Origin of the sequence: Arthrobacter sp. ES3-54 (assembly GCF_029504395.1) — a bacterium.
Classification (GTDB): domain Bacteria; phylum Actinomycetota; class Actinomycetes; order Actinomycetales; family Micrococcaceae; genus Arthrobacter.
Genome location: NZ_JAQFIF010000002.1, coordinates 279,847 through 292,536 on the forward strand (window position 1 = coordinate 279,847; position 12,690 = coordinate 292,536).

The window sequence follows — 12,690 nt, forward strand, 5'->3', positions numbered from 1 at the left end:
CGCAGCCCCGGCTATTCCTCCAAAGCAGCCAAGGAGTCCAAAATCACGGCGCAGGAATTCCCGCCGATGAGCAGCAGCTCGCGGTTTATTCGGAGTTCGCCCTGACATGAGCGTTCGAGACCGGATTCAGCCGCCGTCCGGGCCCCGCCTGTCCGGTCGCAGGCCTCTTCCGCCGCGCGCCCATGGGGCCTACACTCTTCAAATCGAACCGAGTGCAGGCCCCGTTCCGCGGCCCAGCTTAGGGGGACCGGAAGCTCTGGCAGGCTCGGGCGGCCCGGTCGGATCGGAAGAGGCGCCGGCTGGTTGGCCGACGGCCGACGTAAGCCCCCAGAGGGAGAAAAGCGGCATGAGGATCCTCGTCGATCTCACCAAATGCCAGGGCTACGCCCAGTGCGCCTTCCTCGCCCCGGACGTCTTCACGATCCAGGGCGACGAGGCACTGACCTACGACCCGCACCCTGACGGGGCGCATCTGACCGGGATTCGGCGGGCGGCCGCTGCGTGTCCGGTTCAGGCCATCCGGCTCGAACAGCCGGACGGGCAGGACGGATCGCTGCATCCGGCCACAGCACCCGCGACGGCTGCCCCGGTCGAAGACAGCGGGGGCACTTTCAAGAGGACTGGACGGATCGTCATCGTGGGGGCATCGATGGCGGGGCTGCGCGCGGCGGAGCGGTTACGCGAGGAAGGGTTCACCGGATCGCTGACTTTGGTCGGCGAAGAGCCGCACGAGCCCTACGACCGGCCTCCGCTGTCCAAACAGGTCCTGGCCGGGTCGGTGCCCTTGGAAGACACCTCACTGCCCCGGCACCGGGACATCCACGCCACCTGGCGGCTGGGTATGGCGGCCACCGGGCTGGATCTGGCCGCGAAGCAGCTCCACCTCGCCGACGGCAACCGGATCGGCTTCGACAAGCTGTTGATCGCCACCGGCCTGCGGGCCCGCCCCTGGCCTAACCCTGTGGAGGCGGACCTTGCGGGAGTGATGACATTGCGCACCCGGGAGGACGCCGCAGCGCTGCGACAGTACCTCGCGGGCCGTCCGCGTCGGGTGCTGGTCATCGGGGCCGGGTTCATCGGGTGCGAGGTCGCGTCCGTGTGCCGGGAACTCGGCCTGGCGGTCACGGTGGCAGAAGCTGGGCCGGCTCCGCTCGTCGCTGCCCTTGGCGGGGTGGTCGGCGCAGTCGCCGGGGAGCTGCAGATCGACAATGGCGTGGACCTGCGATGCGGCGTCCGCGTCCTGTCACTTGAGGGTGATGCCACCGGACAGCTGCGCCGGGCCATTCTGTCCGACGGCACAACTCTTGAGGTGGATGTGGCGGTCGCCGCGCTGGGCTCCGTCCGCAATGTCGAATGGCTCGCAGATTCCGGTCTGGCGTGCGGTGTATGGGGCGTCGCCTGCGACGCCGGCTGCCGCGCGTTCGACGCTAACGGGCTGGTCACCGATGACGTGTTTGTCGCCGGCGACATTGCGCGCGCCCCGCAGCCGATGTACGGCTATCAATACCTCGCCGTCGAACACTGGGGAAACGCCATCTCACAGGCCGAGGTCGCGGCACACAACATGGTCAGCGGCGAGACCGAACGGTGGCCTCACTTGGAGGTGCCGAAATTCTGGTCAGTTCAGTTCGGCACCGAAATAAAGAGCGTCGGGGTACCCTCGGTCGCCGATGAGGTAGCCATCGTCCAAGGATCGGTGGACACGCGGCGCTTCCTGGCCGTCTATGGCTACAAGGGCCGCATCGTGGCGGCGGTCGCCTTCAACCAGAACAAGTGGCTCGACTTCTACGAGCCACTGATCGAGCAGGCCGCGCCCTTCCCGCCGGCATTCCACCACATCGATGAATCAGTCCAGGCCCGGCCCTTGCCTGCCGGGTTCAAGCCCGCTGTCAGCCCCACCCAGGACGCGACCGTCGTTGTGACCGGCCACGATCCCAATGAACGCCGCGCCAGACTGACGAACACCGCGGCCGGTGAGACGCCGTCACGGAGACCCACAGAAACCACCCCCCGATTGAAGGAGCCTTCGCCATGACCCAGGCCAGCACCTGGGAGCAGATCCTCGACTTCTCCAACCGGGCTAACCCCTACCCGTTTTACGACGAGCTCCGCAGGACCCCTGTGACACGGCTTGCGGACGGAAGCTACCTCGTCAGCACGTACGCGGAGATCGCCGCCCTGCTGCACGACCCGAGGGTCAGCTCCGACATCACCCGCAACCCGGCTGCCGCTGCTGCGGGCGCCACGGCGGACGGAGACGACGGGGACGGCCCGGGCATGACGCCGACTTTCCTCAGCATGGATCCTCCTGATCACGACAAGTTTCGACGGATCACCATGCGCCACTTCGGACCGCCTACGACGCCGGGCAGGGTCGCCGGGATGGAGGCGAGGATGGCGGAAATTGTCACCGACCTGGTCGACAACATGACTGCCCAGTCCCGGATCGACGTCGTCGATGATCTGGCGTATCCACTGCCCGTCACGATGATCTGCGAATTACTTGGGGTGCCCCCGGGCGACGAACAGCGCTTCCGGGTCTGGGTGGACGTAGCCCTGCAATCCACGGATCCCGGACTCGATCCCGAAACACAGCAAGAAAAGAGGGCCGAGGCCGGCAAAGAACTGCGCGCGTTCATGGAAGAACTGGTCGAAGCCCACCGGCGGACACCGGGCCCGGACCTGCTCTCGGCGATGGCCACTGATGACGGCCCGGAAGGCCGCATGCCGGAGGAACAGCTGGTGAGCACGGGGCTTCTTCTGCTCATCGCCGGACATGAAACCACCGTGAACCTCATCTCCAACGGCGCACTGACGTTGCTCCGCCACCCGGCCGAACTCCAACGGCTACGCGACGATCCCGGCCTCGCCATCCCGATGGTCGAGGAATTGCTCCGCTACGAGCCGCCCGTCCATTTCGTCCCTTTCCGCACAGCCCTCGACGACATCGACATCGCCGGCACCACCATCCCCGCCGGCGCCTCCCTCACTTTGGTCCTGGCCTCGGGGAACCGCGACCCCGCCCACGTCGCCGACCCCGACCTCTTCATCCCGGACCGGCGCAACAACCAACACCTCGGCTTCGGCGGCGGCATCCATCTCTGCTTCGGCGCACCCCTGGCCCGGCTCGAAGCCCAGATCGCCCTCACCGCGTTCGCCACCAGGCTGGAGAACCCGCGGATGGTCTCCGATCCGCCCCCGTACCGGCCGAGCCCGTTCCTCCGCGGCCCCTCGCATCTCCTGGTCGACATCGACGGCATCGCCGCTCGTCACTAGTCAACAGCGGACAGCGAACAGCGGACAGCGGGGATTGCCGTCGACGAGCGAGGCGGCGCCGTGGAAGTGCACGCGGCGTTATGGATGCCGTGGCCGTTCGCCGGGGAACACGATTCCGAGCTGATTCCTGATGGCGTCGGCGACGGCCATGGTCCGGATCGATTCGGCCAGCGGCCGCTGCGGGACTTCCAGCTGCCCTGCCGATATGGCGCGGGCGACGGCGGCAGCCTCGTAGTGCAGGCCCTCAAATTGCGCTCCGGCCGGCTCCTCATAGGCCAGCCGGGTGCCGTCCGGGAAACGGACGCTGAAGTTGCCCGGCATCCGCGCGGCGGAGTTTCTCCTCGCCCGCATCGCCGACCACTCCCTGCCGCCACGCACCGAAGTGCTGACCCCGCGCCTCGTCGTGCGCAACAGCACCGCTCACGCTGCCTACATCTAGCGCGCCAGCTTGTCTCAGACCGCATCCACGTGATGAAGAGCGGCCGCTTCGTCGAAAGCGGCCAGGTGTCGTCCGGCGTCTCCACTGAACCGTAGACTTCACCGTGTGGTGTCAGTTTCTATCGCCAGCCAGGCGGCGGCCCGACGTCGGCACATCGGGCTGGCCGCCATGGCTGGCATGATCGGGGCGGTCCTTTTCGTGTCCGTCTTCACAGTGTCGGGGTGGCTGTACCCCGACTACTCCCCGACGCGAATGTTCGTCAGCGAGCTGTCCCTTGGCCCCTACGGCTGGGTGCAGATCCTCAACTTTGTCCTCACCGGCGCCTTGCTGCTGGCGTTCGGACTGGGGCTGGCGGCGCACTTCAGCATCGGCGCCGCGTTCCGTGCCGGTCCCGCGCTGATACAGGGCATCGGAGTCAGCCTGATGGCCTCTGGGCCGTTCACCACCGACGCGTCTGCGGTGTTCCAGCAAGCCAGTATTCACGGCGTCGTGCACGGCATTTTCGGTGCGCTGGTCTTCACGTTCGCGCCGATCAGTTGCTTCGTCTTCTACCGGCGCTTCCGCCGTGAGGCAGACTGGCGCTCCCTGGCGGCGTGGACACTGGCCAGCGGTGTTGTTCTAACTGTCGGAGTGGTCCTGCTCAAGATCAGCCAGCAGCCCGGGAGCGGACTGTTCGAGTGGAAGGGCCTCGTGCAACGCGTCATCCTGTTCACGTTCATGGCCTGGATCTTCGCAGTCGCATTCCGCCTTCGCCGCCAATGCCGGAGCGGGGAAGGCACCCCGCCAGCGCAGCCGTGATGCTCAGGTGCCGCAGAAGGTCCGGTAAGGGCCGAAGCTTTCCGGGGCGGCAGCGGCGTAGTGCTCCAGACCGGGCCGCTCGTCGAAGGGTGAGGCTACCGCGTCCATCAGCCGTTCCAGCGGACCCGTGTTCCCGCCGGTAGCGGCCGTCAGGGCCTCCTCCACCAGGTGGTTCCGCGGAATGTAGGCGGGGTTGACCCGGTCCATGGCGTCAGCGTCCGGCGCCAGGACGCGCCAGCGCGTTACCCAGGCATCGAACCGTGCCGGATCCAGAACCTGGCCGCGCGCAGGTTCTGCTTGGCCGCGGGCGGCTTTGCCGAGGTGCCGGAAAAACGATGTGTAGTCCGCCCGTGACTCCTGAATCAGAGCCACAAGCTCGTCCACAAGGGGCGAGGTCACTTCGTCGCCGAGCCCTTCACGGAACCCCAACTTGGCCTTCATGCCTGCCGACCAGGCTTCACTGTACTTCGGGCGGAACTCGCTGAGTGCTTCCACCGCGAGGTCCACCGCCTGCTCCTGGCCATCGTGGAGCAGAGGCAGGAGAGATTCCGCGAGCCGGGCAAGGTTCCACTCCGCCACCACTGGCTGATTGCGGTAGGCATACCGTCCGGTCTCGTCAATCGAACTGTAGACGGCAGCGGGGTCGAAGCCTTCCATGAAGGCACACGGCCCATAGTCGAGGGTCTCGCCCGAGATCGTCATGTTGTCGGTGTTCATGACGCCGTGAACGAACCCAACGAGCATCCACTGGGCCACCAGTGAAGCCTGGGCTGATATTACCGCTTGGAGCAGTGCGAGATAGCGGTTCCCGGCCTCCGCAGCTGCCTGGTGGTGACGGGTTATTGCGTATTCGGCGAGGCGGCGAAGGAGGCCGATGTCGCCCGTGGACCGGGCGTACTGGAAGCTGCCGACGCGCAGGTGGCTGCTGGCAACCCGCGTAAGCACGGCGCCGGGCAGGAGTGTCTCGCGCTGCACCGAACGCCCCGTCGCGCCGACGGCGAGGGACCGCGTGGTGGGGATGTTCAGCGCGTGCATCGACTCGCTCACGATGTATTCGCGCAGCATGGGACCGACCACCGCCTGGCCGTCGCCGTTTCGCGCAAACGGCGTCCGTCCTGATCCCTTGAGGTGGATGTCGCGGAGCTGCCCGTCCGCGTGCCCGATCTCGCCGAGCAGGAGTGCGCGCCCGTCGCCGAGGCGGGGTGCGTACCAGCCAAATTGGTGGCCGGCGTAGGCCTGCGCCACCGGACTGGCCTCCGGAGGGACAGCGTTGCCGATCAGCAGAAGCAGACCCTCAGGGCTCCGGAGAAAGGCCGGATCGAGACCTAGCTCGGTGGCGAGGTGCTCGTTGAGTACCAGAAGGTGCGGATCGGGAGCCTCCTCCGCGCGCCACGGAATGGCCATCTCCTTGAACTCGCGGGCGAAGCGGTCATCAAATGTGACGGTTGAATGCGCGATGTCACTCATCTATCAAGGATACGGTCGACGCTCACGCACCAGTGCCATCGGAGGTCAGCTTCCGCCTGCCTATCGCGCGGGGTGCAGAGGCAGCCCGCCTTCCATGTGGAAAGCGGGCTGCCTCCGAAGGAGCCGGCAAGGGCGGGGATTCCTGTGGGCCCCTCCCGCGCCGGGGCTATCTTTTGTTGGATTCTTTCTTCGGTTCTTTCTTGGGTTCTTTCGTGGGTTCCTTGGGATTGTCGGCGTCCTTGAGTTCTACTTCTGCTGTGGCTTGGATCAGTGCCAGCAGGTCAGGGTCGAGCCCGGGCGCGAATTCCTCGCGGCGTTCCGGTGAAATGGTCATCGGGAAACCGTCAGGCATGACGTCGGTGCTCAGCTCGGTGCCGTCGTTGGAGGGCGATGCGCCCCGGTACAGCTTGCCGGCCTCGCTGAGGTTGTCGGCGCTGAAGGTGTACTGGATGCTCTGCAGGCCCAGGTCCAGGAGCTTCTTCACCTCGGGGAACTGCTCGGCGTTGGTCTTCGGAATCGGAAGCACCTTGCCCCAGTTCACGCCGAGGCTTTCCAGGGCCTTCGCAAACGCATTCTCGTGGGCCTGGTCCCGGACGATGAGGTAGGCGATCGTGGACCGTGCCGTCTTGTTCTCGGTCATTTCGTAGATCCGGCACTTCTGCAGCCGGCCGGTGGACTCGAGCATCAGGTTGTACAGCAGGTCCAGGACCAGGTTGCCGCTGTTGTACACGTAGGACCCGCTCCACGGGTTGCCGGCCGCATCCACGGGCAACGCCCCCTGCGCGCCGACCAGGTAATGGTGGATGTTGCTCGTGTCCAGCGCGATCTTCAGCGGCGTGGCCCCCATGGCTCCGGGCTGGTCCACGGGATCGGTCTTCTTGCCCTGGTACTCGGGGGACCCGTCCAGCAGCCGGGAGATGGTGGTGCCGATCAGCTCGACGTGACTGATCTCCTCGGTACCCACGCCCTGGAGCAGGTCCTTGTAGGGCTTCGCGGCTGCGTCGCCGCGGAAGTTCATGCTCTGGAACAGGTACTGCATCATGGTGCGCATCTCACCGAACTGCCCGCCCAGGCCCTCCTGCAGGGCGTTGGCCGCGGCGGGGTCGGGCTCGTCGACGGCGATTTCGTTGATCAGTTGCTGGGTGTGCAGGTACATAGGCTAGTTCCTCACTCTGGTCTGATGCTGGTCGTCGTCCTCTTCAACTCCGGCTTCGAATACCTCATGACCGGATCGGTACGGTACTTACCGCGGTGTGGCAGCCGCAGGATCTAACCATAAGCATGCTTAGTATCCTTGGCAAGGGAATTAGTCAGCGAAATCGCGGCCGCACAGCGCTCTCGTCCCAGGCGGCCCGAAGGCTCCCGCGGCGGGACCTACGGGCGGGCTAGCTCCTCGATCTTTCGTTCCAGCACTGCGCGTTCGGCCGCGTTCGAGCACAGCGCGACCGCCTGCTGCAGGGCAGACTTTGCTTCTCCGCGCCGGCCGAGCCTTGCCAGCATCTCGCCCCTGACCGCAGGCAGCAGGTGCGAGACTTTGAGCTCACCCCGTGATCTGATCGCGTCGGCCAGTTCCAGCCCGGCCGCCGGACCCGATGCCATCGCCACCGCCACTGCGCGGTTCAGTTCGACGACCGGAGAGGGCACCAGCCTCCCCAAGGCCTCGTAGAGGATCACGATCCGCTGCCAGTCCGCTTCCGCAACAGAACGGGCCACCGCGTGGCATTCGGCGATCGAGGCCTGCAGCCCGTACGCGCCGAGCCCACGGCCGGCAGCCACGGCCCTCGCCAGCGCTGCACGGCCGCGCCGGATCGCCGACTGGTCCCACAAGCGTCGGTCCTGGTCCTCCAGGAGAACCGGCCGGCCGGACGTATCAAGCCTCGCGGGGAAGCGCGCGGCCGTCAGTTCCATCAGGGCCAGCAGGCCGAACACCTCAGGTTCCGGCGCCAGCCGCGTCAGCACACGGCCCAGGCGGCGCGCTTCACCCGCCAAGTCCACGCGCATCCAGGAGTCACCGCCGGACGCGAAGGAACCCTCCGTGAAGATCAGGTATATGACTTGGAGTACCGATCCTAGCCGTTCGGGCACTTCACGCGTTTCTGGCACCGCGAACGGGATGTGGGCAGCGGCCAGGGTCTTTTTGGCCCGGGTGACGCGTGCCTGGATGGTCGGCACCGGAACCAGGAACGCCTTCGCGATCTCGTCGGTACCCATGCCGCCCACCACGCGCAGCGTCAAGGCGATCCGCGCTTCCTTGGATAACACCGGATGGCAGGAGATGAACATCAGGGCCAGCACGTCGTCGTCGATCGCGTCGGGGCTAAACAGGGAATCCGCGCCCGGAAGCTCCTCCGAGAGGTCGCGGGCCAGGAGGGCGTACTTTTCGTCGCGGGCGGCACGCCGCCGGAAGGTGTCCACCGCCCGGCGCCGGCCGGTGGTCAGCAGCCAGCCCACCGGCTCGGCGGGGACCCCGTTTACCGACCAGGTTACGAGGGCCTCGGCGAGCGCCTCCTGTGCGAGGTCTTCGGCCAACGGGAAATCGCCCGTATAGCGGGCCAGGGCGCCGACGATACGGGCGGACTCCATGCGCCACACCGCTTCGACGGCGGCCCGTGCCTCGTTGCTGCTCACTGCCGGTTCCGGGCTGGCTGGTTCAGAGCTGGCCGGTCTGTTCCCGCCACGCGCGTTCCTTCTGGATCCATTCGTTGTCCTGCGGGAACTCTTCGATGGAAGGTACCCGGCGAATCTCGGTCTTGGTACCCGCCGTGAGGGGTGCGCGTTTTGCCCACTCGATCGCTTCCTGCTTCGAGGCGACATCGAGGATGTAGTAGCCGGCGAACAGTTCCTTGGTTTCGCCGTAGGGCCCGTCAGTGACCACCGGGGTTTCACCGGTAAAGTCCACCACGACGCCCTCTGTCGGATCGTCAAGGCCCTCTGCTGCCAGCAAGACCCCAGCGCGGATCAATTCGTCATTGAATTTGCCCATGGTCTCGAGAACCTCGTTGAAGTCGGCGTTCGCAAGGTTGGCGTACGACTCGTCGGTTCCGCGCATGATCAACATGTACTTTGCCATTTCAATCTCCTAGGTTTCGGAAGGTCGCCCTTCGACCTTCCCACCCACAGGTCGAACAGCGCGAGGGTCAATCGACACCGGCCGGGAAATTCATTCAGCGTGGACAAGGGACACCCTCGTCAGCCAGCGGTGGCCGCGCCGAGGGTGACGTCCGTGCTCTGCTCCTGGCCGTCGCGGACAAAGGTGACCTTGACGGTGGCCCCGGCAGCGTGCTCCCGGGTCGCCGCCGTGAGCTCGGAAGCATCGGTCACAGTGCGGCCGCCCAGCCTGGTGATCACGTCGCCGGCCTTAAGACCGGCCTTGTCCGCTGCGGAGCCCGGGGTCACGGAGGATGCCTCTGCTCCGGCCGCGAACTCCGAAGAGGCTCCCGAGGCCTTGTCCCGGACCGAGACGCCGAGTTGGCCGTGTGTGGCCGTGCCCGTAGCGATGATCTCCTGGGCGACGCGTTTCGCGTCGTTGATCGGGATGGAGAAGCCGACGCCGATGTTCCCTGCCTGGGCAGAGGAGGACGACGTGGATCCGGCCGAGGCGATGGCCACGTTGACTCCGATGATCTCACCGTTCGCGTTCACCAGGGGGCCGCCGGAGTTTCCCGGGTTTATGGCCGCATCCGTTTGGATGACGTTAATGCTGATAGTGTCCTGCGCGGCGCTGGAGGCGCCGTTCTGCAGGGCGGACGTGGCCGAGGACGCTGCCTCGATGGTGCGGTTCGCTGCCGAAACGATGCCGTCAGTGACCGTTCCACTCAATCCCAGGGGCGCTCCGATGGCTATGGCGGTGTCGCCGACATTGACCTTGCCGGAGTCGCCCAGGGCCGCGGCAACGAGCCCCGGGGCAGTGATTTGGACGATGGCCAGGTCCGAGAGCGGATCCGTTCCGACGATTGTCCCCGGGTAGACGCTGCCGCCACTGGTCCGAACCTCGATGGCCGCGTTCGCTGCCTGCCCGTCCAGGGTGACCACATGTGTGTTGGTCAGAATATGGCCGGAAGCGTCCAGAATGATGCCCGACCCGGTACCGCCTGAAGTGCCGGAACTGGCGCTGATGGTGACCACACTGGGTGAGGCCTTCTGCGCGGCGGCTGTCACCGTACTGACACTGTCGGGATTGTTGACGATCACCGGCGTGTATTGAGTCGTTTGTACAGTGCCGGATGCCGGAGCGGCGGTGTTCCACATCGCCGTCGCCCCGGCCGCCACGCCCCCGCCGACGCCGCCCGCAGCCACCAGGCAGGCAACATAGAGCCCGGCGCCAATGCGCTTTCGGGTTTTCAGGCCTGCAACGGTTCCGGTGTTTTCGCCGCGGATGGGCAGTTCATGCTCGTTCATGGGTCATCCTGATCTCGTCGTATTTGCCCTGTGTCGACCTCACGCCTCATGATCGCGCTCGGGGTTGCCGCCCCGCGGATTTCGAAGCCGTATCCCCATCCTCAAACTCCGGACTGTCGACGATCTGTCGTGCCGCTGTGAGCGGACTGTGAGCCTTCGCGAAGCGATGCCGGCGGTCGGGGCTGTTCGGGCAGTGCCGCCGCTCATGTCCCTGGACTGGAAGCCCTAATCCACGTCCACTTCCGCCTTTGCTGTCACGTGCTGCGGTGTGCAGGGGCGAACTGCGCCGAAAGATTGGTTTCTTCGGCGCGGATGAGGTGCACGAGCGCGTTGATCAGGGCCAGGTGGGTGAACGCCTGTGGGAAGTTGCCGAGGTGACGGCCGCTCACCGGATCGAGCTCCTCGGCGTAGAGGCCCAAGGGACTGGCGAGGGACAGCAGACGTTCGCACAGTGCCTTGGCGCGTACCACCTCTCCGATCTCGACGAGGGCTGAGACAAGCCAGAACGAGCAGGTGGTGAAGGTCCCCTCGTCGCCGGCGAGTCCGTCGTCGGTCTGCTCGGGACGGTAACGCAGGACGAGGCCGTTCCGGGTGAGTTCATCGGCAATGGCCAACACAGTGGCGCAAACGCGCGGATCGTTGGCGGGAAGGAACCGGACGAGCGGGACGAGGAGAAGCGAGGCATCAAGGTTCGTCGTGCCGTAGGACTGGACGAACACGCCTCGGTCGTCGACACCGTTGCGGCAGATGTCCTCATGGATCTCCTCGGCGATGGTGTCCCACTTCCGGGCGTAATCAGCCTGACCGTGCAGGCGCGCCAGCCGGGCACCACGATCCAGGGCGACCCAGCACATGAGCTTTGAGGAGGTGAAGTGCTTCGGTTCGCCACGGACCTCCCAGATGCCGTGGTCGGGGTCCCGCCAGTGGGCGGCGGCTTGCTCGACCTGGCGGAGCAGGACGGGCCAGAGCGGCTCGGGAAGCTGGTCACGGGATTTGGCGTGGAGGTAGACGGAGTCCAGCATCGTGCCCCAGACGTCGAGCTGCCGCTGATGGGCGGCAGCGTTGCCGATCCGGACGGGGCGGGCGCCGTCGTAGCCGCCGAGCCCCTCGACGGTAACCTCCGGAAGATCCCTTTCGCCGTCGATGCCGTACATGATCTGCAGGTCGTCCTCGGCGGCGACGTCGCGGATGAAAGCAAAGAAGTCATCGGCTTCCCGGTCCAGGCCGAGCGTGTAAAGGGCCCAGAGCGCGAACGTGGAATCGCGCACCCACGTGTACCGGTAGTCCCAGTTCCGCTCTCCCCCGGGCGTCTCGGGCAGCGACGTGGTGGGCGCCGCGACCAGAGCTCCGGTCGGCGCGTAGGTGAGGCCTTTCAACGTCAGTGCGCTGCGCTGCAGCTGCTCCCGCCACGGGTGGTCGGGGAACTCGCCGCCGGTGATCCATTGCCTCCAGAACTCAGTGGTCTGCCACTGCTTGCGCGTGGCTTCCCCCCACGTCCGCGGCGGGGGCAGAGACCCCCAGGAGAGCGCGATAAAAGCCTCCTCGCCCTCGGTCATCCGGGTGCGGATGACCGCGATGGAGTCCTCGATGCCCAGCCGGCGGTCGGTGGTCAGACGCAGCACCGGATTGCCCTCATCGCCGCTGACGGTCACTACCTCCCCGTAACCGGGACTGGAAAACTCCCACCGTGCACGGCGCCTGCCGTAGTCGAAGACCGGCTCGCACAGCACGGACAGCTCAACTGCGCCGTTGACGCACCTGACCGTGCGCAGCAGGCAATGCTCAGCCTCGTAGTTCATCGGCGGCCGGCGGTATCGGCGGGCCCTCTCGTCGGTGTGGTGCCACGGACCCATCACCAGGGCATCCCTCACGATCAACCAGCCCGTCCTGGTCTGCCAAGTGGTCTCCAGGATCAAGCTGCCGGGGAGATAACGGCGCGCAGTGGGCTCCCGGACGCCGTACGGCGCCACCTTGAACCCACCCGCGGCGCGGTCGAGCATAGTGGAGAACAGACTCGGCGAGTCGTGACGTGGCACGCACATCCACTCCACCTGCCCGCTCGATGCGATCAAGCAGTTGGCCTCACAGTCAGACAAAAACCCATAGTCGGCGATCGGCGGGTACGGGCTCGTGCCTGCCCCGGGCCGCCGCCGCCCCTGGGGCCCTGATCCGGCGTCGATCCTCACTACCCCAGTATGCTCGCCCAGACTGGAAGCGGGAATCCTGTTCCCGGCTCACAGCGGGGGCAACCTATCCGGCCATGCGGACCCTTCCCATGAGTCAACGCCCAGCCTTGACACTCGTGGGGCGAC

The 12,690-nt window shown here is 66.3% G+C and carries 10 protein-coding genes; 3 read left to right on the top strand and 7 right to left on the bottom strand.

The genetic code is table 11. The annotated features are described in order from the left end of the window. The first annotated feature begins 346 nt into the window (after positions 1-346). A complete protein-coding gene (locus M2428_RS04360) occupies positions 347-2,035 on the top strand; it encodes an FAD-dependent oxidoreductase (RefSeq protein WP_277524070.1) in 1,689 nt (562 codons plus the stop codon). Next, positions 2,032-3,276 (top strand): cytochrome P450, encoded by a 1,245-nt coding sequence (locus M2428_RS04365; RefSeq protein WP_277524072.1) that lies wholly within the window; start codon positions 2,032-2,034, stop codon positions 3,274-3,276. Before M2428_RS04360 ends, M2428_RS04365 begins: the two co-directional genes overlap by 4 nt. Before the next feature lie 78 nt (positions 3,277-3,354). Here the strand turns inward: M2428_RS04365 and M2428_RS04370 are convergent, their stop codons facing one another. Further along, complete coding sequence (locus M2428_RS04370; RefSeq protein WP_277524073.1) at positions 3,355-3,627, bottom strand: hypothetical protein; 273 nt, start codon at positions 3,625-3,627, stop codon at positions 3,355-3,357. 193 nt (positions 3,628-3,820) lie between these two features. Between M2428_RS04370 and M2428_RS04375 the strand changes: the two genes are divergently transcribed. Next, on the top strand, positions 3,821-4,513 hold the full coding sequence (locus M2428_RS04375) for a DUF998 domain-containing protein (RefSeq protein ID WP_277524075.1): 693 nt from the start codon (positions 3,821-3,823) through the stop codon (positions 4,511-4,513). Positions 4,514-4,516: 3 nt separating this feature from the next. Here M2428_RS04375 and M2428_RS04380 read toward each other — a convergent pair whose 3' ends face one another. The 6 genes from M2428_RS04380 to M2428_RS04405 form a co-directional block, all read right to left on the bottom strand. After that, positions 4,517-5,980, bottom strand: a complete 1,464-nt coding sequence (locus M2428_RS04380) for a protein adenylyltransferase SelO (protein WP_277524077.1) — start codon at positions 5,978-5,980, stop codon at positions 4,517-4,519. A gap of 166 nt (positions 5,981-6,146) precedes the next feature. Beyond that, a complete protein-coding gene (locus M2428_RS04385) occupies positions 6,147-7,136 on the bottom strand; it encodes a manganese catalase family protein (protein WP_277524079.1) in 990 nt (329 codons plus the stop codon). 218 nt (positions 7,137-7,354) lie between these two features. Further along, complete coding sequence (locus tag M2428_RS04390; RefSeq protein WP_277524080.1) at positions 7,355-8,608, bottom strand: DUF6596 domain-containing protein; 1,254 nt, start codon at positions 8,606-8,608, stop codon at positions 7,355-7,357. 22 nt (positions 8,609-8,630) lie between these two features. After that, a complete protein-coding gene (locus tag M2428_RS04395) occupies positions 8,631-9,050 on the bottom strand; it encodes a YciI family protein (protein ID WP_277524083.1) in 420 nt (139 codons plus the stop codon). Between the two features lie 119 nt (positions 9,051-9,169). Next, the gene (locus M2428_RS04400) at positions 9,170-10,378 is read right to left on the bottom strand and encodes a trypsin-like peptidase domain-containing protein (protein ID WP_277524085.1); all 1,209 of its coding nucleotides are present in this window, start codon (positions 10,376-10,378) and stop codon (positions 9,170-9,172) included. Positions 10,379-10,632: 254 nt separating this feature from the next. Next, complete coding sequence (locus M2428_RS04405) at positions 10,633-12,564, bottom strand: glycoside hydrolase family 15 protein (protein ID WP_277524087.1); 1,932 nt, start codon at positions 12,562-12,564, stop codon at positions 10,633-10,635. Positions 12,565-12,690: the final 126 nt, after the last annotated feature.